29 protein-coding genes are annotated in these 20,973 nt (G+C 69.2%); 25 read left to right on the forward strand and 4 right to left on the reverse strand.

The window, feature by feature from the left end:
• Positions 1–59 precede the first annotated feature (59 nt).
• The 20 genes from rplN to truA all read left to right on the forward strand — a co-directional run bounded on the left by rplN (position 60) and on the right by truA (position 11,874).
• The gene (gene rplN, locus ACFQ8C_RS04070; RefSeq protein ID WP_003956455.1) at positions 60–428 is read left to right on the forward strand and encodes a 50S ribosomal protein L14; all 369 of its coding nucleotides are present in this window, start codon (positions 60–62) and stop codon (positions 426–428) included.
• A gap of 2 nt (positions 429–430) precedes the next feature.
• Positions 431–742 carry a 50S ribosomal protein L24 gene (gene rplX / locus ACFQ8C_RS04075; RefSeq protein ID WP_383452036.1) on the forward strand — a complete coding sequence of 104 codons (312 nt, stop codon included), beginning with the start codon at positions 431–433 and terminating at the stop codon, positions 740–742.
• The gene (gene rplE / locus ACFQ8C_RS04080) at positions 739–1,296 is read left to right on the forward strand and encodes a 50S ribosomal protein L5 (RefSeq protein ID WP_383452170.1); all 558 of its coding nucleotides are present in this window, start codon (positions 739–741) and stop codon (positions 1,294–1,296) included. The genes rplX and rplE overlap by 4 nt, the downstream gene beginning before the upstream one ends.
• A 5-nt stretch (positions 1,297–1,301) precedes the next feature.
• Positions 1,302–1,487, forward strand: coding sequence for a type Z 30S ribosomal protein S14 (locus ACFQ8C_RS04085; RefSeq protein WP_003956452.1), 186 nt, complete (start codon positions 1,302–1,304; stop codon positions 1,485–1,487).
• Between the two features lie 223 nt (positions 1,488–1,710).
• The gene (gene rpsH / locus ACFQ8C_RS04090) at positions 1,711–2,109 is read left to right on the forward strand and encodes a 30S ribosomal protein S8 (RefSeq protein ID WP_030759363.1); all 399 of its coding nucleotides are present in this window, start codon (positions 1,711–1,713) and stop codon (positions 2,107–2,109) included.
• A 20-nt stretch (positions 2,110–2,129) separates the two neighbouring features.
• Positions 2,130–2,669: a 50S ribosomal protein L6 gene (gene rplF, locus ACFQ8C_RS04095; protein WP_383452038.1), complete on the forward strand. Its 540-nt coding sequence runs from the start codon at positions 2,130–2,132 to the stop codon at positions 2,667–2,669.
• A 3-nt stretch (positions 2,670–2,672) separates the two neighbouring features.
• The gene (gene rplR / locus ACFQ8C_RS04100) at positions 2,673–3,056 is read left to right on the forward strand and encodes a 50S ribosomal protein L18 (RefSeq protein ID WP_383452040.1); all 384 of its coding nucleotides are present in this window, start codon (positions 2,673–2,675) and stop codon (positions 3,054–3,056) included.
• A 45-nt stretch (positions 3,057–3,101) separates the two neighbouring features.
• Entirely contained in the window at positions 3,102–3,707 is a 606-nt protein-coding gene (rpsE, locus tag ACFQ8C_RS04105) for a 30S ribosomal protein S5 (RefSeq protein ID WP_030201551.1), read from the forward strand.
• On the forward strand, positions 3,707–3,889 hold the full coding sequence (rpmD, locus tag ACFQ8C_RS04110) for a 50S ribosomal protein L30 (protein WP_005313525.1): 183 nt from the start codon (positions 3,707–3,709) through the stop codon (positions 3,887–3,889). Before rpsE ends, rpmD begins: the two co-directional genes overlap by 1 nt.
• A gap of 2 nt (positions 3,890–3,891) precedes the next feature.
• Positions 3,892–4,347, forward strand: a complete 456-nt coding sequence (gene rplO, locus ACFQ8C_RS04115; protein ID WP_030494264.1) for a 50S ribosomal protein L15 — start codon at positions 3,892–3,894, stop codon at positions 4,345–4,347.
• 215 nt (positions 4,348–4,562) lie between these two features.
• Positions 4,563–5,882: a preprotein translocase subunit SecY gene (gene secY / locus ACFQ8C_RS04120; RefSeq protein WP_383452043.1), complete on the forward strand. Its 1,320-nt coding sequence runs from the start codon at positions 4,563–4,565 to the stop codon at positions 5,880–5,882.
• Positions 5,882–6,529: an adenylate kinase gene (locus ACFQ8C_RS04125; protein ID WP_169088492.1), complete on the forward strand. Its 648-nt coding sequence runs from the start codon at positions 5,882–5,884 to the stop codon at positions 6,527–6,529. Before secY ends, ACFQ8C_RS04125 begins: the two co-directional genes overlap by 1 nt.
• A gap of 97 nt (positions 6,530–6,626) precedes the next feature.
• The gene (map, locus tag ACFQ8C_RS04130; protein WP_383452045.1) at positions 6,627–7,478 is read left to right on the forward strand and encodes a type I methionyl aminopeptidase; all 852 of its coding nucleotides are present in this window, start codon (positions 6,627–6,629) and stop codon (positions 7,476–7,478) included.
• Positions 7,479–7,676: 198 nt separating this feature from the next.
• Positions 7,677–7,898, forward strand: coding sequence for a translation initiation factor IF-1 (gene infA / locus ACFQ8C_RS04135; protein ID WP_003956442.1), 222 nt, complete (start codon positions 7,677–7,679; stop codon positions 7,896–7,898).
• Between the two features lie 64 nt (positions 7,899–7,962).
• Entirely contained in the window at positions 7,963–8,076 is a 114-nt protein-coding gene (gene rpmJ, locus ACFQ8C_RS04140; protein ID WP_003956441.1) for a 50S ribosomal protein L36, read from the forward strand.
• Positions 8,077–8,264: 188 nt separating this feature from the next.
• A complete protein-coding gene (gene rpsM / locus ACFQ8C_RS04145; RefSeq protein WP_030214048.1) occupies positions 8,265–8,645 on the forward strand; it encodes a 30S ribosomal protein S13 in 381 nt (126 codons plus the stop codon).
• Between the two features lie 66 nt (positions 8,646–8,711).
• On the forward strand, positions 8,712–9,116 hold the full coding sequence (gene rpsK, locus ACFQ8C_RS04150) for a 30S ribosomal protein S11 (RefSeq protein WP_003956432.1): 405 nt from the start codon (positions 8,712–8,714) through the stop codon (positions 9,114–9,116).
• 154 nt (positions 9,117–9,270) lie between these two features.
• On the forward strand, positions 9,271–10,293 hold the full coding sequence (locus ACFQ8C_RS04155; RefSeq protein WP_004946635.1) for a DNA-directed RNA polymerase subunit alpha: 1,023 nt from the start codon (positions 9,271–9,273) through the stop codon (positions 10,291–10,293).
• A gap of 170 nt (positions 10,294–10,463) precedes the next feature.
• A complete protein-coding gene (gene rplQ / locus ACFQ8C_RS04160; protein WP_383452048.1) occupies positions 10,464–10,934 on the forward strand; it encodes a 50S ribosomal protein L17 in 471 nt (156 codons plus the stop codon).
• A gap of 82 nt (positions 10,935–11,016) precedes the next feature.
• Positions 11,017–11,874, forward strand: coding sequence for a tRNA pseudouridine(38-40) synthase TruA (gene truA / locus ACFQ8C_RS04165; protein WP_383452050.1), 858 nt, complete (start codon positions 11,017–11,019; stop codon positions 11,872–11,874).
• A gap of 12 nt (positions 11,875–11,886) precedes the next feature.
• Here truA and ACFQ8C_RS04170 read toward each other — a convergent pair whose 3' ends face one another.
• Positions 11,887–12,939: a hypothetical protein gene (locus tag ACFQ8C_RS04170; protein WP_383452052.1), complete on the reverse strand. Its 1,053-nt coding sequence runs from the start codon at positions 12,937–12,939 to the stop codon at positions 11,887–11,889.
• Between the two features lie 56 nt (positions 12,940–12,995).
• Between ACFQ8C_RS04170 and ACFQ8C_RS04175 the strand changes: the two genes are divergently transcribed.
• On the forward strand, positions 12,996–14,618 hold the full coding sequence (locus ACFQ8C_RS04175) for an ABC-F family ATP-binding cassette domain-containing protein (protein ID WP_383452054.1): 1,623 nt from the start codon (positions 12,996–12,998) through the stop codon (positions 14,616–14,618).
• An 84-nt stretch (positions 14,619–14,702) separates the two neighbouring features.
• Here the strand turns inward: ACFQ8C_RS04175 and ACFQ8C_RS04180 are convergent, their stop codons facing one another.
• A complete protein-coding gene (locus tag ACFQ8C_RS04180; RefSeq protein ID WP_383452056.1) occupies positions 14,703–15,641 on the reverse strand; it encodes an NADP-dependent oxidoreductase in 939 nt (312 codons plus the stop codon).
• Between the two features lie 117 nt (positions 15,642–15,758).
• Between ACFQ8C_RS04180 and ACFQ8C_RS04185 the strand changes: the two genes are divergently transcribed.
• The 4 genes from ACFQ8C_RS04185 (at position 15,759) to glmM (ending at position 18,865) form a co-directional block, all read left to right on the forward strand.
• Positions 15,759–16,154, forward strand: a complete 396-nt coding sequence (locus tag ACFQ8C_RS04185) for a winged helix-turn-helix transcriptional regulator (RefSeq protein WP_383452058.1) — start codon at positions 15,759–15,761, stop codon at positions 16,152–16,154.
• Positions 16,155–16,387: 233 nt separating this feature from the next.
• The gene (gene rplM, locus ACFQ8C_RS04190) at positions 16,388–16,831 is read left to right on the forward strand and encodes a 50S ribosomal protein L13 (RefSeq protein ID WP_383452059.1); all 444 of its coding nucleotides are present in this window, start codon (positions 16,388–16,390) and stop codon (positions 16,829–16,831) included.
• Between the two features lie 44 nt (positions 16,832–16,875).
• Positions 16,876–17,388 (forward strand): 30S ribosomal protein S9, encoded by a 513-nt coding sequence (gene rpsI / locus ACFQ8C_RS04195; protein ID WP_030750225.1) that lies wholly within the window; start codon positions 16,876–16,878, stop codon positions 17,386–17,388.
• Positions 17,389–17,506: 118 nt separating this feature from the next.
• Positions 17,507–18,865 carry a phosphoglucosamine mutase gene (gene glmM, locus ACFQ8C_RS04200; RefSeq protein ID WP_383452061.1) on the forward strand — a complete coding sequence of 453 codons (1,359 nt, stop codon included), beginning with the start codon at positions 17,507–17,509 and terminating at the stop codon, positions 18,863–18,865.
• Between the two features lie 69 nt (positions 18,866–18,934).
• Here the strand turns inward: glmM and ACFQ8C_RS04205 are convergent, their stop codons facing one another.
• Together ACFQ8C_RS04205 and coaA are read right to left on the reverse strand one after the other, a co-directional pair.
• Positions 18,935–19,885, reverse strand: coding sequence for a DUF389 domain-containing protein (locus ACFQ8C_RS04205; protein ID WP_383452063.1), 951 nt, complete (start codon positions 19,883–19,885; stop codon positions 18,935–18,937).
• Between the two features lie 19 nt (positions 19,886–19,904).
• A complete protein-coding gene (coaA, locus tag ACFQ8C_RS04210; RefSeq protein WP_383452065.1) occupies positions 19,905–20,924 on the reverse strand; it encodes a type I pantothenate kinase in 1,020 nt (339 codons plus the stop codon).
• Between the last annotated feature and the right edge of the window lie 49 nt (positions 20,925–20,973).

Genomic DNA, 20,973 nt, shown 5'->3' on the forward strand with positions numbered 1-20,973 from the left:
GGGACCGCTGATCGACCAGCGGTCCCCGCCGGGAACCGGCAGACAATCAGGAGATAGACGTGATCCAGCAGGAGTCGCGACTTCGCGTCGCCGACAACACTGGTGCCAAGGAGATCCTTTGCATCCGTGTTCTCGGTGGTTCGGGTCGCCGCTACGCGGGCATCGGTGACGTCATCGTCGCCACCGTCAAGGACGCGATCCCCGGTGGCAACGTGAAGAAGGGTGACGTCGTCAAGGCGGTCATCGTTCGCACCGTCAAGGAGCGCCGCCGCCAGGACGGCTCGTACATCCGCTTCGACGAGAACGCCGCTGTCATTCTCAAGAACGACGGCGACCCTCGTGGCACCCGTATCTTCGGCCCGGTCGGCCGTGAGCTGCGCGAGAAGAAGTTCATGAAGATCATCTCGCTCGCGCCGGAGGTGCTGTAAGCATGAAGATCAAGAAGGGCGACCTGGTCCAGGTCATCACCGGTAAGGACAAGGGCAAGCAGGGCAAGGTCATCGCGGCCTTCCCCGCCGACTCCCGCGTTCTGGTCGAGGGTGTCAACCGGGTCAAGAAGCACACCAAGGCCGGCCCGAACCAGGCCGGCGGCATCGTGACGACCGAGGCTCCGGTCCACGTCTCCAACGTCCAGCTGGTCGTGGAGAAGGACGGCAAGAAGGTCGTCACGCGTGTCGGTTACCGCTTCGACGACGAGGGCAACAAGATCCGCGTTGCCAAGCGGACGGGTGAGGACATCTGATGGCTACCACCACTCCGCGTCTCAAGACGAAGTACCGCGAGGAGATCGCGGGCAAGCTGCGTGACGAGTTCGCCTACGAGAACGTCATGCAGATCCCCGGCCTCGTCAAGATCGTGGTCAACATGGGTGTCGGCGACGCCGCCCGTGACTCGAAGCTGATCGAGGGCGCGATCCGCGACCTCACCACGATCACCGGTCAGAAGCCGGCCGTCACCAAGGCCCGCAAGTCCATCGCGCAGTTCAAGCTGCGTGAGGGTCAGCCGATCGGTGCTCACGTCACGCTCCGTGGCGACCGCATGTGGGAGTTCCTGGACCGCACCCTGTCGCTCGCGCTGCCGCGCATCCGCGACTTCCGCGGCCTGTCCCCGAAGCAGTTCGACGGCCGTGGCAACTACACCTTCGGTCTCACGGAGCAGGTCATGTTCCACGAGATCGACCAGGACAAGATCGACCGTACCCGGGGTATGGACATCACCGTGGTGACCACGGCGACCAACGACGACGAGGGCCGTGCGCTTCTCCGTCACCTCGGCTTCCCGTTCAAGGAGGCGTAAGCGAGATGGCGAAGAAGGCTCTCATCGCGAAGGCTGCCCGCAAGCCCAAGTTCGGTGTGCGCGCGTACACGCGCTGCCAGCGCTGCGGCCGCCCCCACTCCGTGTACCGCAAGTTCGGCCTCTGCCGCGTGTGCCTTCGTGAGATGGCTCACCGTGGCGAGCTGCCGGGCGTGACCAAGAGCTCCTGGTAATTCCCCTTCGCCCATTGGGCGTTGGTGAATGACCGGAGTCTCTCGGTAAGCATTGGGTTGGCGGACTCCCGTCCCCGCATGGCTTAGGCTAGTGGGGTTGGGCGTCCGCCGCCCTTACGACTTACTACGCCGTAGGTCCACCGCACCGCACCCGCCCCGTCTCGGATCGGGGAGAGGGATGGTGCACCAGGAAACCCCGGCGAGAGAGGCCGAAGGCCAATTCATGACCATGACTGATCCGATCGCAGACATGCTCACGCGTCTGCGTAACGCGAACTCGGCGTACCACGACACCGTGACGATGCCGCACAGCAAGATCAAGTCGCACATCGCGGAAATCCTCCAGCAGGAGGGCTTCATCACCGGCTGGAAGGTCGAGGACGCCGAGGTCGGCAAGAACCTCGTCGTCGACCTGAAGTTCGGTCCGAACCGTGAGCGCTCCATCGCGGGCATCAAGCGGATCTCGAAGCCGGGCCTCCGGGTTTACGCGAAGTCCACCAACCTGCCGAAGGTCCTCGGCGGCCTGGGCGTGGCGATCATCTCCACGTCCCACGGTCTCCTGACCGGCCAGCAGGCGCAGAAGAAGGGCGTGGGTGGGGAAGTCCTCGCCTACGTCTGGTAGTCGGGAACGGAGGAATAGCAATGTCGCGAATCGGCAAGCTCCCCATCACGGTTCCCGCCGGCGTGGACGTCACCATCGAGGGCCGCACGGTCACGGTGAAGGGTTCCAAGGGCACCCTGACCCACACCGTCGCCGCGCCGATCGAGATCGTTAAGGGCGAGGAGGGCGTGCTCAACGTCACCCGTCCGAACGACGAGCGTCAGAACAAGGCCCTCCACGGCCTGTCCCGCACGCTGGTGGCCAACATGATCACCGGTGTGACCCAGGGGTACGTCAAGGCGCTCGAGATCAGCGGTGTCGGTTACCGCGTGGCCGCGAAGGGCTCCGACCTGGAGTTCCAGCTCGGCTACAGCCACCCGATCCTTATCGAGGCGCCCGAGGGCATCTCGTTCAAGGTCGAGTCGCCGACCAAGTTCTCGGTCGAGGGCATCGACAAGCAGAAGGTCGGCGAGGTCGCCGCGAACATCCGCAAGCTGCGGAAGCCCGACCCGTACAAGGCCAAGGGCGTCAAGTACGCGGGCGAGGTCATCCGCCGCAAGGTCGGAAAGGCTGGTAAGTAAGCCATGGCATACGGTGTCAAGATCGCCAAGGGCGACGCTTACAAGCGCGCTGCGAAGGCGCGTCGTCACCTGCGCATCCGCAAGGTCGTGTCGGGTACGGCGGAGCGTCCGCGCCTCGTCGTGACGCGCTCCAACCGCGGCATCACCGCGCAGGTCATCGATGACCTGAAGGGCCACACCGTGGCGTCGGCGTCCCACCTGGACGCCTCCGTCCGCGGCGGCGAGGGCTCCAAGTCCTCGCAGGCCCAGCAGGTCGGCGCCCTGGTCGCCGAGCGCGCCAAGGCCGCCGGTGTCGAGGCCGTCGTGTTCGACCGTGGTGGCAACAGGTACGCCGGGCGCATTGCCGCTCTGGCTGACGCCGCCCGCGAAGCCGGGCTGAAGTTCTAAGCCCCGGTTCCGGGACTAACGGACGTAACAGAGAGAGGTATTCCAATGGCTGGACCCCAGCGCCGCGGTAGCGGTGCCGGTGGCGGCGAGCGGCGGGACCGGAAGGGCCGCGACGGTGGCGCTGCCGCCGCCGAGAAGACCGCGTACGTTGAGCGCGTAGTCGCGATCAACCGCGTCGCCAAGGTTGTCAAGGGTGGTCGTCGCTTCAGCTTCACCGCGCTCGTCGTGGTGGGTGACGGTGACGGCACCGTGGGTGTCGGTTACGGCAAGGCCAAGGAGGTGCCGGCCGCCATCGCCAAGGGTGTTGAGGAGGCCAAGAAGCACTTCTTCAAGGTCCCCCGTATCCAGGGCACCATCCCCCACCCGATCCAGGGCGAGAAGGCTGCGGGCGTCGTCCTGCTCAAGCCGGCTTCCCCCGGTACCGGTGTGATCGCCGGTGGCCCGGTGCGCGCCGTTCTCGAGTGCGCCGGCGTTCACGACATCCTGTCGAAGTCGCTCGGCTCCGACAACGCGATCAACATCGTGCACGCGACCGTGGAGGCCCTGAAGGGCCTGCAGCGTCCCGAGGAGATCGCGGCTCGCCGTGGTCTGCCGCTCGAGGACGTCGCCCCCGCGGCTCTGCTCCGTGCGCGTGCGGGAGCGGGTGCGTAATGGCTCGCCTCAAGATCACGCAGACGAAGTCGTACATCGGTAGCAAGCAGAACCACCGCGACACGCTGCGTTCGCTCGGGCTCAAGCGCCTGAACGACGTGGTCGTCAAGGAGGACCGCCCCGAGTTCCGCGGAATGGTGCACACCGTCCGCCACCTCGTGACGGTTGAGGAGGTCGACTGATCATGGCGGAGAACAACCCGCTCAAGATCCACAACCTCCGTCCCGCCCCGGGCGCCAAGACCGCCAAGACCCGTGTGGGTCGTGGTGAGGCGTCGAAGGGTAAGACGGCCGGTCGTGGTACCAAGGGCACGAAGGCCCGTTACCAGGTTCCGGAGCGCTTCGAGGGTGGCCAGATGCCCCTCCACATGCGTCTCCCGAAGCTCAAGGGCTTCAAGAACCCGTTCCGCACCGAGTACCAGGTCGTGAACCTGGACAAGCTGGCCGCGCTCTACCCGCAGGGTGGCGAGGTCACGGTGGCCGATCTGGTCGCCAAGGGTGCGGTTCGCAAGAACCAGCTCGTCAAGGTGCTCGGCACCGGCGAGGTCTCCGTGGCGCTGCAGGTGACGGTCGACGCCGTCTCCGGCTCCGCCAAGGAGAAGATCGCCGCCGCCGGCGGCACCGTCACCGAGCTCGTCTGAGACGACTCGATGGCCTGAACATCCGACCGGGGATGCCTCCCAAAAGGGGCATCCCCGGTTGGTCGTTCCTAGGGGGGCATGGTCGCCGGTAAGGTGGCGTGCACCGTCCATGCTCATGCGGTATAGACCGCCGGAGCCGGGACCGATCCAATCAGTCCTTATCGAATCTCAAGACCGTCACCCTGACGCATAGCGCGGGGGTCGCAGGAGGCACCGTGCTCACCGGCTTCGCCCGGGCGTTCAAGACGCCCGACCTGCGCAAGAAGCTGCTCTTCACGCTGGCGATCGTCGTGCTGTACCGCCTCGGGGCCCACGTCCCCGTCCCCGGCGTCAGCTACGAGGCCGTCCAGATGTGCGTGGACCAGGCGAGCGAAGGCAACAACAGCCTGTTCGGCCTGGTGAACATGTTCAGTGGCGGCGCACTGCTGCAGATCACCATCTTCGCGCTCGGCATCATGCCGTACATCACGGCGAGCATCATCCTGCAGCTGCTCACCGTCGTGATCCCGCGACTGGAAGCCCTCAAGAAGGAGGGCCAGAGCGGTACCGCGAAGATCACGCAGTACACCCGCTACCTGACGATCGCGCTGGCGATCCTCCAGGGCACGGGTCTCGTGGCCACCGCCAAGAGCGGCGCCCTCTTCAGCGGCTGCAACGTCGCCGACCAGGTCGTCCCGGACCCCTCGATCTTCACCATCGCCACCATGGTCATCACCATGACCGCGGGCACCGCCATCGTCATGTGGCTCGGTGAGCTCATCACCGACCGCGGCATCGGCAACGGCATGTCGATCCTGATGTTCATCTCGATCGCCGCCGGCTTCCCGGGCGCGCTGTGGGCCATCAAGGAGAGCGGCAAGCTCGCCCAGGGCTGGATCGAGTTCGGCACCGTCATCCTCATCGGCTTCGTGATGGTGGCCCTCGTCGTCTTCGTCGAGCAGGCCCAGCGCCGCATTCCGGTGCAGTACGCGAAGCGCATGATCGGCCGCAGGTCGTACGGCGGTACGTCCACTTACATCCCGTTGAAGGTGAACCAGGCAGGTGTGATTCCTGTCATCTTCGCCTCGTCGCTGCTCTACATCCCGGCCTTGATCGCCCAGTTCTCCAACTCCACCGCGGGCTGGAAGACCTGGATCGAAGCCCACTTCGTCAAGGGTGACCACCCCTACTACATCGCGACGTACTTCCTCCTGATCGTGTTCTTCGCCTTCTTCTACGTGGCGATCTCGTTCAACCCCGAGGAAGTCGCCGACAACATGAAGAAGTATGGTGGCTTCATCCCGGGTATCCGGGCTGGTCGACCTACTGCCGAGTACCTGAGCTACGTGCTCAACCGGATCACTTGGCCGGGCTCGCTGTACTTGGGTCTGATCGCTCTTGTGCCGACGATGGCGTTGGCAGGCTTCGGCGGTGCCAATGCCAACTTCCCCTTCGGCGGGACGAGCATCCTCATCATCGTGGGTGTCGGGCTGGAGACCGTGAAGCAGATCGAGAGCCAGCTCCAGCAGCGCAATTACGAAGGGTTCCTCCGCTGATGCGAATCGTCCTCGTCGGACCGCCCGGGGCCGGCAAGGGAACGCAGGCCGCGTTTCTTGCCAAGAACCTGGACATCCCGCACATCTCCACGGGTGACCTGTTCCGTGCCAACATCTCGCAGGGCACGGAGCTGGGCCTGGAGGCGAAGGGTTACATGGACCGGGGCGAGCTCGTCCCGGACGAGGTGACCATCGGGATGGCCAAGGACCGCATGGAGCAGGCCGACGCCGCCAACGGCTTCCTGCTCGACGGGTTCCCGCGCAACGTGGCCCAGGCCGAGGCCCTGGATGTCGTCCTGAAGGCCGACGACATGCAGCTGGACGCGGTCCTGGACCTGGAGGTCCCCGAGGACGAGGTCGTGAAGCGGATCGCGGGTCGCCGCATCTGCCGCAACGACTCCTCGCACGTCTTCCACGTCGAGTACAACGCCCCGAAGACCGCGGGCGTCTGCGACACCTGTGGTGGCGAGCTCTACCAGCGCGCGGACGACTCCGAGGAGACCGTCCGCACCCGGCTGGAGGTCTACCACACGCAGACCGAGCCGATCATCGACTACTACCGGGCGCAGAACCTGGTCGTGACGATCTCGGCGCTCGGCAAGGTGGACGAGGTCACGGCGCGTGCGATGGACGCGCTGAAGAAGTAACCCCACACTCACGCGGTACGGCCGCGGTGCCCCTGGCGGGCGCCGCGGCCGTATCGTTGTTCCGTTACCCGTACTCGATGGAAAGGCTCCGCTCACGATGGTGCAGATCAAGACCCCCGAGCAGATCGCGAAGATGCGTGAGGCGGGGCTGGTCGTCGCCGCCATCCACGCGGCGACCCGCGAAGCGGCCGTGCCGGGCGCCACGACGAAGGACCTGGACGAGGTCGCCCGCAAGGTGATCGCCGACCACGGCGCGAAGTCGAACTTCCTCGGGTACGGCGGTTTCCCCGCGACCATCTGCACCTCGGTCAACGAGGTCGTCGTCCACGGCATCCCCGACGAGAAGACCGTCCTCAAGGACGGCGACATCATCTCGATCGACGCCGGCGCGATCGTCGACGGCTGGCACGGCGACGCGGCGTACACCGCCTTCGTCGGCACCGGTCACGCCCCGGAGCTCGTCGAGCTCTCCCGGGTGACCGAGGAGTCGATGTGGGCCGGCATCGCGGCGATGCGGGTGGGCGCCCGCCTGGTCGACATCTCGAAGGCGATCGAGTCGTACATCAAGCGTCAGCCGCGGCCGGCCGTCGGCGACCACAGCCTCGGCAAGTACGGCATCGTCGAGGACTACGGCGGCCACGGCATCGGCACCGAGATGCACATGGACCCGCACCTCCTGAACTACGTCTCCCGCAAGCGCGGCAAGGGCCCGAAGCTGGTCCCCGGCTTCTGCCTGGCCATCGAGCCCATGGTCTCCCTCGGTACGCCGCACACCGAGGTCCTGTCGGACGACTGGACCGTCGTCTCCGCCGACGGCACCTGGTCCTCCCACTGGGAGCACAGCGTGGCGCTGACGGAGGAGGGCCCCCTCGTCCTGACCGCCGTCGACGGCGGCAAGGCGAAGCTGGCGGAGCTGGGCGTCACCGCGGCGCCGGACCCGCTGGCGTAAGTCCACCCCACCGGACCCGGTCCTGGGCGTCACCGCGGCGCCGGATCCGTTGGCTTAAGGATCTTCTCCGTTGGGCAGATTCCCCGGATTCGTCTTTTCGTGGGGCCTGACGTAGACTGATGCGTCGGCTCTCGTGTACCCGTGTGTCCGCACCGGGGAGTGAGAGTCGATCAAGGTAGCCGATTCGAAGGGCGAAGAGTGGCCAAGAAGCAAGGTGCCATCGAGATCGAGGGCACCGTGATCGAGTCCCTGCCGAACGCCATGTTCAAGGTGGAGCTCCAGAACGGTCACAAGGTCCTCGCGCACATCTCCGGCAAGATGCGGATGCACTACATCCGTATCCTTCCGGACGACCGGGTCGTCGTGGAGCTGTCTCCGTACGACCTGACGCGTGGCCGGATCGTCTACCGGTACAAGTAGATCTTGCCCGCACCCCCGCCTCCGCGCGCGGGTGATGGCACTGACCCGGAGAACCTCACATCCCATGAAGGTCAAGCCGAGCGTCAAGAAGATCTGCGACAAGTGCAAGGTGATCCGCCGTCACGGCCGGGTCATGGTCATCTGCGACAACCTGCGCCACAAGCAGCGCCAGGGCTGACGCACGCCGACCGACCTGCAACTTCGCAGTTCTTCGCGCGACGCATAGCAACACGTACATACGCAGAGCCCGTCCGACCGCGCAGCGGTTGACGGCACCTCCGGCGGGGGCCGGGGACCCGACCTGTACCTCATACGGCAGCCGGGAACGGTTCTGCAGCAGACCCCCGAGAACACAGGAGCCATTGAATGGCACGCGTTTCCGGTGTTGACATCCCGCGCGAAAAGCGTGTGGTGGTCGCACTCACCTACGTCTTCGGCATCGGGCGTACCCGGTCCGAGGAGATCCTCGCCGCGACCGGCGTGAACCCGTCCACCCGTGTCCGCGAGCTTGCCGAGGAAGACCTCGTCAAGATCCGCGAGTACGTGGACGCCAACCTCCAGACCGAGGGTGACCTCCGCCGCGAGATCGCCGCCGACATCCGCCGCAAGGTCGAGATCGGCTGCTACCAGGGCCTTCGCCACCGTCGTGGCCTGCCCGTCCGCGGCCAGCGCACCAGCACGAACGCTCGTACCCGCAAGGGCCCGCGTCGCGCCATCGCCGGCAAGAAGAAGCCGGGCAAGAAGTAGTCCTCAGCGGACGCTTGACCAAGCGGTCTTCGCTGTAGGACCGACCACCTCCCGTAGGAGTAAGAGATGCCCCCCAAGGGTCGTCAGGGCGCTGCCAAGAAGGTGCGCCGCAAGGAAAAGAAGAACGTCGCTCACGGCCACGCGCACATCAAGAGCACGTTCAACAACACGATCGTCTCGATCACGGACCCGTCCGGCAACGTGATCTCCTGGGCCTCCGCCGGCCACGTCGGCTTCAAGGGCTCGCGCAAGTCCACCCCCTTCGCCGCGCAGATGGCCGCCGAGTCGGCCGCCCGCCGCGCGCAGGAGCACGGCATGCGCAAGGTCGACGTCTTCGTCAAGGGTCCCGGCTCCGGCCGTGAGACCGCGATCCGCTCCCTCCAGGCCACCGGCCTCGAGGTCGGCTCGATCCAGGACGTCACCCCCACGCCGCACAACGGCTGCCGTCCCCCCAAGCGCCGCCGCGTCTGACGCACGGGCTGCTTGACCTGGGCTTTCGGGCGGTGTGCCCCCTTTTCGGGGCGCACCGCCCGTACCCTTGCAGTACGAGCTGTAACCCCATCGGGCTCCGCCCGGTGGCCCGTCGGGCGTCAAATAGTGGGCGTCCACGACTGAAGGAACACACATGCTTATCGCTCAGCGTCCGTCGCTGACCGAAGAGGTCGTCGACGAGTTCCGCTCCCGGTTCGTGATCGAGCCGCTGGAGCCGGGCTTCGGCTACACCCTCGGCAACTCGCTCCGCCGCACCCTCCTGTCGTCGATCCCCGGTGCCGCTGTCACCAGCATCCGCATCGACGGCGTCCTGCACGAGTTCACCACCGTGCCGGGCGTCAAGGAGGACGTCACCGACCTCATCCTCAACATCAAGCAGCTGGTCGTCTCCTCGGAGCACGACGAGCCGGTCGTGATGTACCTGCGCAAGCAGGGCCCGGGTCTGGTCACCGCCGCCGACATCGCGCCCCCGGCCGGTGTCGAGGTGCACAACCCCGACCTCGTCCTGGCGACCCTGAACGCCAAGGGCAAGCTGGAGATGGAGCTGACCGTCGAGCGCGGTCGCGGCTACGTCTCCGCCGTCCAGAACAAGCAGGTGGGCCAGGAGATCGGCCGTATCCCGGTCGACTCCATCTACTCGCCGGTTCTCAAGGTCACCTACAAGGTCGAGGCGACCCGAGTCGAGCAGCGCACCGACTTCGACAAGCTCATCGTCGACGTCGAGACCAAGCAGGCCATGCGCCCGCGCGACGCCATGGCGTCCGCCGGCAAGACCCTGGTGGAGCTGTTCGGTCTCGCCCGCGAGCTGAACATCGACGCCGAGGGCATCGACATGGGCCCGTCCCCGACGGACGCCGCCCTGGCCGCCGACCTCGCGCTGCCGATCGAGGAGCTCGAGCTCACGGTCCGTTCGTACAACTGCCTCAAGCGCGAGGGCATCCACTCCGTGGGTGAGCTCGTGGCGCGCTCCGAGGCCGACCTGCTCGACATCCGCAACTTCGGTGCGAAGTCGATCGACGAGGTCAAGGCGAAGCTGGCCGGTATGGGCCTCGCGCTGAAGGACTCGCCGCCCGGATTCGACCCGACCGCCGCCGCCGACGCCTTCGGCGCCGACGACGACGCGGACGCGGGCTTCGTCGAGACCGAGCAGTACTAAGGGCTCGGGCCTTCGGGCCCGTACTTCGGCGCGGGTGCGCCGTGCTTTGACCGCACGGCTCCCCGCGCCCCTTCCCGGGGCGTACGCCCCGGTCTCCGACGGGTGACCGCCCGCTCGGACACTGACACCGGTACCTCATACGGCCGGTGCAGATCACAAGGAGAAACACCATGCCGCGTCCCGCGAAGGGTGCCCGCCTCGGCGGTTCCGCCGCTCACGAGAAGCTGCTGCTCGCCAACCTGGCGAAGTCGCTGTTCGAGCACGGTCGCATCACCACGACCGAGGCCAAGGCCCGCCGCCTGCGTCCGGTCGCCGAGCGCCTGATCACCAAGGCGAAGAAGGGCGACATCCACAACCGTCGCCTGGTGCTGCAGACGATCACCGACAAGGGCATCGTCCACACCCTCTTCACCGAGATCGCCCCGCGCTACTCGGAGCGTCCGGGTGGTTACACCCGTATCACCAAGATCGGCAACCGTCGTGGCGACAACGCCCCGATGGCCGTGATCGAGCTGGTCGAGGGCGAGATCGCCAAGAAGGCGACCGTCGACGAGGCCGAGGCCGCCACCAAGCGCGCCGTCAAGGAGGCCGACGAGGCCGCCGCGGTCGAGGCGACCGAGGACGAGGCGAAGGACGCGTAAGCGTTCCCGCGACGTTTCTCGCGGACGGGCCCGTACCCCCTGGGGTGCGGGCCCGTTCCCGTGTGTCTGAGAGGATTTCCTGGTGAGTGATGACGTGCAGCCCGGGTTCGTCCGGGTGCGGCTGGACCTTTCGTACGACGGCCGGGACTTCTCCGGCTGGGCCCGGCAGGCCCGCGGGCAGCGGACCGTGCAGGGCGAGATCGAGTCCGCGCTGAAGACCGTGACGCGGTCCCCGGAGACGTACGAGCTGACCGTCGCCGGCCGGACCGACGCGGGGGTGCACGCGCGCGGGCAGGTGGCCCACGTGGACCTGCCGGAGGAGCTGTGGCAGGAGCACCGCGAGAAACTGCTGCGACGGCTCGCGGGGCGGCTTCCGCACGATGTGCGGGTGTGGAGCGTCACCGAGGCCCCCGACGGCTTCAACGCCCGCTTCTCGGCGATCTGGCGGCGGTACGCCTACCGGGTCACCGACCACCCCGGCGGCGTGGACCCGCTGCTGCGCGGCCATGTGCTGTGGCACGACTGGACGCTCGACATGGACGCCATGAACGAGGCCGCGGCCGCGCTCGTCGGTGAGCACGACTTCGCCGCGTACTGCAAGAAGCGCGAGGGCGCGACCACCATCCGCACGCTCCAGGAGCTGCGGTGGGCGCGGCGGCCCGACGGGATCATGGAGGCCACGGTCAAGGCCGACGCCTTCTGCCACAACATGGTCCGCTCGCTGGTCGGCGCCCTGCTCTTCGTCGGCGACGGACACCGGCCGGTGGAGTGGCCGGGGAAGGTGCTGGCCGCCGGCGTCAGGGACTCCGCCGTCCACGTCGTGCGTCCGCACGGCCTCACCCTCGAAGAGGTCGGCTACCCGGCCGACGACCGGCTGGCCGCGCGCAGCCGGGAGGCCCGCAACAAGCGGACCCTGCCGGGCGTCGCCGGCTGCTGCTGAGCCCGGGCCCGGCTACTGCGGCGGGGCCGAGGCCGCGGCGGCGGCCTTGGCCTGGCTCCTGCCGCGGGCGTAGATCTGGTTGAAGACGAAGGTGCCGAGGTCGTCGCTGGCCTGGAAGACCGGCTTGTCCTTGGTGGTGACCTTGGTGCCGTCGGCGAAGCCGGCCTGCGTGAAGTAGGCGTAGCGGCCGACCGAGTTGGAGCGGCGGAGGCAGACGGTGGCGTGGCAGAACGTGCCGACGCCCTTGCCGGCGAGCGGCGCGATGCCGCCGGTGGCCTGCTTCTTCGCGGCCAGGGCCGCCTTCTCGGAGGGGAAGACGGCCACGCCGACGGTGATCGCCACCCCGTCCTTGACGTAGGTGGCGCGCAGCACGCGCTCGCAGCCGTTCTTCTGCAGGACCGAGCCGAGCCCGCCCGTGGTGACCGAGGCGCACTTGGTCGTCGCCGAGGTCGCGCCCTTCTGGTACGGGCGGCCGAACATGGTGAGCTTCCTGCCGGGGAAGAGGCCCTCGGCGGTCAGCGGCGCCTTGTCCTTCTTCGGATCGGTGATGTAGTCCTTCGGGTCCGGCGGGGGCGGCGGGGCCACCGAGGAGAAGGTCGGCGCGGGGGTGGGGGAGGCCGTCGCGGTGACGGATCCCGTGGGGGTCGGGCCGCCGTTCTTGGCCTCGTCGTTCTTCTTGTTCGTGGCGACGACGGCGGTCGCGACGACCGCGCCCACGGCGATCGTGGCGACGATCCCGCCCGCGACCAGCAGCCTGCGCTTGCGGCGGCCGCCGGCCGCGGAGGCGTCCGCGAGGGCGCCCCAGTCAGGGGTGCCGTCGCCCGCCCGGGAGCCCTGCCCGCCCGCGAAGGGGTCCGGCCGCTGCTGCCACTGCTGCTGTTCGTAGGCCGGCTGCTGCTGTCCGTACGGCCCCTGCTGCTGCTGTCCGTGCGGGCCCTGCTGCGGCGGATATCCGTACCCCTGCTGCCCCTGCTGACCCTGCTGCGGCGGATATCCGTACCCCGACTGCCCCTGCTGACCCTGCTGCTGCGGCTCCTGTGGCCACTGCGGTCCCCCAAAGCTCATGCGCCGCATCCTAAACCGGTTGGGCCGGGCCGACGCGGGCGGCGACAATGCATCCCATGGGACACGTCGAGGCCGCGCATCTGGAGTACTACCTTCCCGACGGGAGGGTCCTGTTGGGGGACGCCTCCTTCAGGGTGGGGGAGGGCGCGGTCGTCGCGCTGGTCGGGGCCAACGGCGCCGGCAAGACCACGCTCCTGCGGATGATCGCCGGAGACCTCCAGCCACACGGCGGCTCCGTCACCGTCAGCGGCGGGCTCGGCGTGATGCCGCAGTTCATCGGCTCCGTACGGGACGAGTCCACCGTCCGCGACCTGCTCGTCTCCGTGGCGCACCCGCGGATCCGGGAGGCCGCGAAGGCGGTCGACGAGGCCGAGCACCTGATCATGACCGTCGACGACGAGGCCGCGCAGATGAAGTACGCGCAGGCGCTCGCCGACTGGGCCGAGGTGCAGGGGTACGAGGCGGAGACGCTGTGGGACATCTGCACGATGGCCGCGCTGGGCGTGCCGTACGACAAGGCGCAGTTCCGCCAGGTGCGGACGCTCTCCGGCGGTGAGCAGAAGCGGCTGGTCCTGGAGTCGCTGCTGCGCGGCTCCGACGAGGTCCTCCTCCTCGACGAGCCGGACAACTACCTGGACGTGCCGGGCAAGCGGTGGCTGGAGGAGCGGCTGCGGGAGACCCGCAAGACCGTGCTCTTCATCTCCCACGACCGGGAGCTGCTCTCCCGGGCCGCGCAGAAGATCATCGCGGTGGAGCCCGGGGCCGCCGGGTCCGACGTGTGGGTGCACGGCGGCGGCTTCGACACCTTCCACGACGCGCGGCGGGAGCGGTTCGCCCGCTTCGAGGAGCTGAAGCGGCGCTGGGAGGAGAAGCACGCGCAGCTGAAGAAGCTGGTCGTCAACCTCCGGCAGGCGGCCGCGGTCAGCCACGAGATGGCGTCCCGGTACGCGGCGGCGCAGACCCGGCTGCGGAAGTTCGAGGAGGCCGGCCCGCCGCCGGAGCCGCCGCGCGAGCAGGACATCCGGATGCGGCTGCGCGGCGGCCGTACCGGCGTCCGTGCCGTGACCTGCGAGAACCTTGAGCTCACCGGTCTGATGAAGCCTTTCTCCCTGGAGATCTTCTACGGGGAGCGGGTCGCCGTCCTGGGCTCGAACGGCTCCGGCAAGTCGCACTTCCTGCGCCTGCTGGCCGGGGACGGGTCGGTGGCCCACACGGGCCTGTGGAAGCTGGGCGCGCGGGTCGTCCCCGGACACTTCGCGCAGACCCACGCCCACCCCGAGCTCACCGGCCGCCCGCTCGTCGACATCCTGTGGACCGAGCACGCCAAGGACCGGGGCGCGGCGATGTCGATGCTGCGCCGGTACGAGCTGGAACGACAGGGCGACCAGCCCTTCGACAAGCTCTCCGGCGGCCAGCAGGCCCGCTTCCAGATCCTCCTCCTGGAGCTGGCCGGCACCACGGCGCTCCTCCTCGACGAGCCCACGGACAACCTGGACCTGGAGTCGGCCGAGGCCCTCCAGGACGGCCTGGAGTCCTACGAGGGCACGGTCCTCGCCGTCACCCACGACCGCTGGTTCGCCAAGAGCTTCGACCGCTACCTGGTCTTCGGCTCGGACGGCGTCGTCCGCGAGACGACGGAGCCGGTGTGGGACGAGCGGCGGGTGGAGCGGGCGCGCTGATCCCGGCGGGGCGACCGGCCGGCGGACGGAGTCCGGCGCGGCCGTCCGAAGCCGGACAGGCCCCCTCGGGCGCGCCAGGGCGGCCTACGGCAGGAGGACCAGGTGGCCGCGGAGGCCGCCTTCGGCCAGCCGGTGGTGGGCCTTCGCCGCGTCCGACAGGGGGAGGGCGTCCGCGACGCGAGGGGTGAGGGCCCCCGCCTCGGCGAGGGTCGTCAGGCGGGTCAGGCCGGCCGGGTCCGCGCGGACCCAGACCTGGGCGACCCGGATGCCGCGGAGCGGGTACGGGGCTCCGCCCGCGACCAGGGCGGCGAAGGCGCCGCCGGTGCGGACCGCGTCCAGGGCCGCCGCGCCCAGGACGGCGGCGTCCAGCGCCCCGGCCACGCCTCCGGGGACCAGGGCGCGGACCGCCGCGCCGAGCCGGTCCGGGCCCGCGGGGACGAAGTGGGCGGCGCCCCGTTCCCGTACGAACGCCTCGTCGGCGGCGCGGGCCGTCGCCACCACCCGCAGGCCGCGCGCGGCGGCGAGCCGCACCGCGTACCCGCCGACCGCGCCCGCCGCGCCCGTGACCAGCAGCGTCTCCCCGCCGGGCAGGGCCAGTGCGTCCAGGGCCTGGAGGGCGGTGAGCCCGGCGAGCGGGAGGGTCGCGGCGGCCACCGGGTCGAGCCCGGCCGGCGCCGGGGCGACCGCGTGGGCGTCCAGGACGACGTGCTCGGCCTGGGTGCCGAGGGGCACGTCGAGCCGGTCGTTCATGCCGATGACCCGGTCGCCGGGGCGGACCGCGGTGACGCCGGGGCCGGTCTCCTCGACCACCCCGGCGACGTCCCAGCCGAGCCCGGTGCGGGTTCCGCCGCTCATCAGTCCGGCCTCGGCGAGGGCGCCGGAGCGGGTGGCGAGGTCCACCGGGTGGACGGTGGCGGCCTCCACCCGGATCCGGACCTGTCCGGGGCCGGTGGCCGGCACCGGGACCTCGGCGATCCGCAGGACCTCGGGGCCGCCGAAGGAGTCGAAGACGAGCGCGCGCATGGGCCGGGCCCTTTCGTGAGGGTCGTACGTGACTGTTCTCACGAACCTAGGGAGAGTTACTCTCCGTCGGGAAGCAGGTACCCGGAAGTGCGTACCGCACCGGAGGGAGCGTGCCCCGTGCCCACCCGTACCGCCGCCGAGCGCCGCGAGGAGGCGCGCCGCGCCTATGACGCGTACCTCGCCGAGTGCCCCGCCCGGCAGCTCCTCGACCGGATCTCCGACAAGTGGGTCACCCTCGTCCTGAACGCCCTCGCCGACGGCCCCCGCCGCTACGGCGAACTGAGCCGCAAGGTCGCCGGCGTCAGCCAGAAGATGCTCACCCAGACCCTGCGGGCCCTGGAGCGCGACGGCCTGGTCAGCCGCGTGGTGACTCCTTCCGTCCCCGTCCGGGTCGACTACGCGCTGACGCCGCTGGGGGTGTCGTTGTTGCCGGTGGTGGCGGCGGTGAAGGAGTGGGCGGACGGGCACATGGAGGAGGTGGCGGCGGCGCGGGAGGCGTACGACGCGGGGTGAGGGCCCGTGGGGGCGGCCCGGCGCGTTTTGACCCGCCCGGGGGAGCCCGGGTACGCTTCTGCTTTGTTATGCGTATTGGCTTCGTCGTTCTCACGCGAAGGGCCTTGCGCAGGTTCCCTGGAGCAGTTACCAGTGGCTCGCATACGGGCGGTGTCCCGGCAGTGCAGGCCCCAGCTGCATGATCGCTTCAGGTGTGTCTGGACTCCATCCACTGAAGAAGCGAAGGCTACGAAGTGCGTACGTACAGCCCCAAGCCCGGCGATGTCACTCGCCAGTGGCACATCATCGACGCGCAGGACATCGTCCTGGGCCGTCTGGCGACCACGGCTGCGAACCTCCTGCGAGGCAAGCACAAGCCGATCTACGCCCCCCACATGGACATGGGCGACTTCGTCATCATCATCAACGCCGACAAGGTCCACCTGTCCGGCAACAAGAAGTCCCAGAAGATGGCCTACCGTCACTCCGGCTTCCCGGGTGGTCTGCGCTCCGTCCGTTACGACGAGCTGCTCTCCAAGAACCCCGAGAAGGCCGTCGAGAAGGCCATCAAGGGCATGATCCCCAAGAACACCCTGGGCCGTCAGATGCTCTCGAAGCTGAAGGTCTACGCGGGCGAGAACCACCCGCACGCTGCCCAGCAGCCGGTCCCGTTCGAGATCACCCAGGTCGCGCAGTAGTTCCGGCCACACCCCCTAAGAACGAAAGAAATCTGAGGAGCATCGTGGCCGAGACCACCCCCGAGACCCCCGTCGACGAGTTCGAGGGCGTCGAGGAGTACACCACCGAGACCGAGATCGTCGAGGGTGACTACACCTCCGAGTCCCTCGCGTCCCGCTTCGGCGACCCGCAGCCGGCCGCCGGCCTGGGCCGTCGCAAGAACGCCATCGCCCGCGTCCGGATCGTCCCGGGCACCGGCAAGTGGAAGATCAACGGGCGTACGCTCGAGGACTACTTCCCGAACAAGGTCCACCAGCAGGAAGTCAACGAGCCCTTCAAGGTGCTCGAGCTCGACAACCGCTACGACGTCATCGCCCGCATCGCGGGTGGCGGTGTCTCCGGCCAGGCCGGCGCCCTGCGCCTCGGCGTGGCCCGTGCCCTCAACGAGGCCGACGTCGAGAACAACCGCCCGGCGCTGAAGAAGGCCGGCTTCCTCTCCCGTGACGACCGCGCGGTCGAGCGGAAGAAGGCCGGTCTCAAGAAGGCCCGTAAGGCTCCGCAGTACAGCAAGCGTTAATCGCCTGCCGCACTGCTTGTACGTACGCCCCGGCGCACTGCGCGTGCCGTCGGGGCGTACGTTTTTTCTTAACCTTCTTCACTTTTCAGTCTTGGGCACGCATTTTCGGAGGACAGCTGTGGGACGACTCTTCGGCACCGACGGCGTACGCGGCGTTGCCAACGCGGATCTGACGGCGGAGCTCGCGCTCGGTCTGTCGGTCGCGGCGGCACACGTGCTCGCCGAAGCCGGGACCTTCGAAGGCCATCGGCCGACGGCCGTGGTCGGACGGGACCCGCGGGCGTCCGGAGAGTTCCTGGAGGCGGCGGTCGTCGCCGGCCTCGCCAGCGCCGGTGTCGACGTCCTGCGTGTCGGCGTCCTCCCGACCCCGGCCGTCGCCCACCTCACCGGCGTCCTCGGCGCCGACCTCGGCGTGATGCTCTCCGCCAGTCACAACGCCATGCCCGACAACGGCATCAAGTTCTTCGCCCGCGGCGGCCACAAGCTCGCCGACGACCTCGAGGACAAGATCGAGGCCGTCTACGAGGAGCACCGCACCGGCGCCCCCTGGGACCGCCCGACCGGTGCCGGCGTCGGCCGCGTCCGCGACTACCACGAGGGCTTCGAGACCTACGTCTCCCACCTCCTCGGCGTGCTGCCCAACCGTCTCGACGGACTGAAGGTCGTCCTCGACGAGGCCCACGGCGCCGCCGCCCAGGTCTCCCCCGAGGCCTTCACCCGCGCCGGCGCCCAGGTCGTCACCATCGGCGCCGCCCCGGACGGCCTCAACATCAACGACGGCTGCGGCTCCACCCACCTGGAGCTGCTGAAGGCCGCCGTCATCGAGCACGGCGCCGACCTCGGCATCGCCCACGACGGCGACGCCGACCGCTGCCTCGCCGTCGACCACACCGGCGCGGAGGTGGACGGCGACCAGATCCTCGCCGTGCTCTCCCTCGCCATGCGCGAGGCCGGCACCCTGCGCGGCGACACCGTCGTCGCCACCGTCATGTCCAACCTGGGCTTCAAGCTCGCCATGGAGCGCGAGGGCCTCACCCTCGTCCAGACCGCGGTCGGCGACCGTTACGTCCTGGAGTCCATGAAGGAGCACGGCTTCGCCCTCGGCGGCGAGCAGTCCGGCCACGTGATCGTCCTCGACCACGCGACCACCGGCGACGGCACCCTCACCGGCCTCATGCTGGCCGCCCGGGTCGCCGCCACCGGCAAGTCCCTCGCCGAGCTGGCCTCCGTCATGGAGCGGCTGCCGCAGATCCTCATCAACGTCAAGGACGTCGACAAGTCCCGCGTCACCACCTCCGGCGAGCTCGCCGCCGCCGTCACCGACGCCGAGCGCGAGCTGGGCACCACCGGCCGCGTGCTGCTCCGCTCCTCCGGCACCGAGCCGCTGGTCCGCGTGATGGTCGAGGCCGCCGACATCGAGCAGGCCCGCTCGGTCGCGCAGCGCCTCGCCGACGTGGTGAAGTCCGCGCTGGGCTAGGCCTTTCGGGTGGTACGCGAAGGGCCCCGCGCACTCCGGTGCGGCGGGGCCCTTCCCGTACCCGGGGAGTCAGCCCCTCCGCAGGCGGCGCTTCACCTTGCCGCGCTGGGTGTCCCACAGCCACTTCTGCACCAGCAGCGTCAGGGTCCCCGCCAGCATGATGCCCAGCAGGTTGAGCAGCAGCTGCTGGACCGAGCCCCAGGTCTGGCCGACCTCCCCGTAGCTGAGCGCCACCGCCGCGTTCGCCGCCGCCGGCACGGTCGTCACCGAGATCGCCACGCCCACCAGGGCGCCCGCCTTCGACGAGGTCAGCGAGAGGGTGCCGGCCGCGCCCGCGAGCAGCGCCACCACGAAGGAGAACGGGTCCGGCTGCCAGATGAAGGCGGTCTGCGGGCGTTCCGCGTCCAGCTGCTCCACGGTGAACAGCCCGAGCCGGTCCATGACGAGGCTGAAGACGGTCGTCGCCAGGATCGCGGCGAGGAAGCCGATGAGCAGCGCCAGCAGCGAGCGGACCGCGAGCCGCGGGGCCCGCTTCACGATCGCCGTGCACACCCCGGCGAGCGGCCCGAACTCGGGGCCCACCGCCATCGCGCCGACGATCAGGATCGCGTTGTCCAGGACCACGCCGCAGGCGGCGATCATCGTCGCCAGGAGCATGAAGGCCAGATAGGTGAAGGAGAGCGTCGACTCCTCGTGGGTCGCGGTCGCCAGCTGCTCCCAGAGCACCGCGTCCGCGCCCTCGCCGGGGGCGGCCTCCTCGGCCGCGTCGGCCCGCTCCGACATCGACAGGTCGATGTTCTCGACGGCGATCGACCCGTCCTGATCGAGCCTCAGCCCGCGCAGTCCGTGCAGGAGTTCGTCGCCCGCCTCGCGGGCGACGTCGCACATCACGACGTCCCCGGCCGGATCCCGGGCCGCCCCCGGCAGCACCACCACGTGGGTGGTGCCGACCGTCGACCCGATCAGCCCGACCACGGCCTCGGTACGGTCCGAGGGAACGATCATCCGCAGGTGCAGCATGCCCCCGAGCTTACGGAGGTCAGAGCTTGCGGAGGCTGAGGCGCTGCACCTTGTGGTCGGGACCCTTGCGGACCACGAGCGTCGCCCGGCCGCGCGTCGGCGCCACGTTCTCCAGCAGGTTCACCTTGTTGACGGTCCGCCACATCGTGCGGGCGTAGTCCAGGGCCTCCTCCTCGGAGACCTGCGTCCAGCGGCGGAAGTACGAGGACGGGTCCTGGAACGCGGTCTCCCGCAGCTTCCGGAAGCGGTTGAGGTACCAGCCCTCGATGTCCTCCGCCCGCGCGTCCACGTACACGGAGAAGTCGAAGTAGTCGGCGAGACCCACCCGGGTCCGCCCGTCCTTGCCGGGCAGCGCCGGCTGGAGGACGTTCAGCCCCTCGACGATCAGGATGTCGGGCCGGCGCACCACGAGCTGCTCGTCCGGCACCCGGTCGTAGATGAGGTGCGAGTAGACCGGTGCGGTGACCTCGTCCTTCCCCGCCTTCACGTCGGCGACGAACCGCGTCAGCGCCCGCCGGTCGTACGACTCGGGGAACCCCTTCCGCGACATCAGCCCGCGCGCCTTCAGCTCCTCCATCGGGTAGAGGAAGCCGTCGGTGGTGATCCGCTGCACCCGGGGGTGCTCGGGCCACCGGGCGAGGAGCGCCTCCAGGAGGCGGGCGACGGTCGACTTCCCGACCGCGACCGAACCGGCCACCCCTATGACGAAGGGCGTCCCGCGCTGCTCCGCCCTCTCCCCGAGGAAGGTGTTCAGCGCCCCCCGGAGACCGCTGGTGGCCTGCACGTACAGGTTGAGCAGCCGGGAGAGCGGGAGGTACACGTCCCGCACCTCGTCGAGGTCGATGACGTCTCCCAGACCCTGGAGCCGCTCGACCTCGTCGGCGGTGAGGGGGAGCGGTGTCTTGTCGCGCAGTGCGCTCCACTCGGCCCGGGTGAGGTCGAGGTACGGGGTCGCCTCGGGGGTCCGGCGGCCACCCCCGGTCCCGGCTCCGTTGCCGTTGGCGTTGGCGTTGGCGCTTCGTGGCGGCGAAGTGATCACGCGCCCATTGTCCCGGGTCCACGCCGGGCGTGGGCCGTGGGGTGGGTCA

Origin of the sequence: Streptomyces sp. NPDC056503 (genome assembly GCF_042794995.1) — a bacterium.
In the GTDB taxonomy this organism is placed as follows: Bacteria; Actinomycetota; Actinomycetes; order Streptomycetales; family Streptomycetaceae; genus Streptomyces.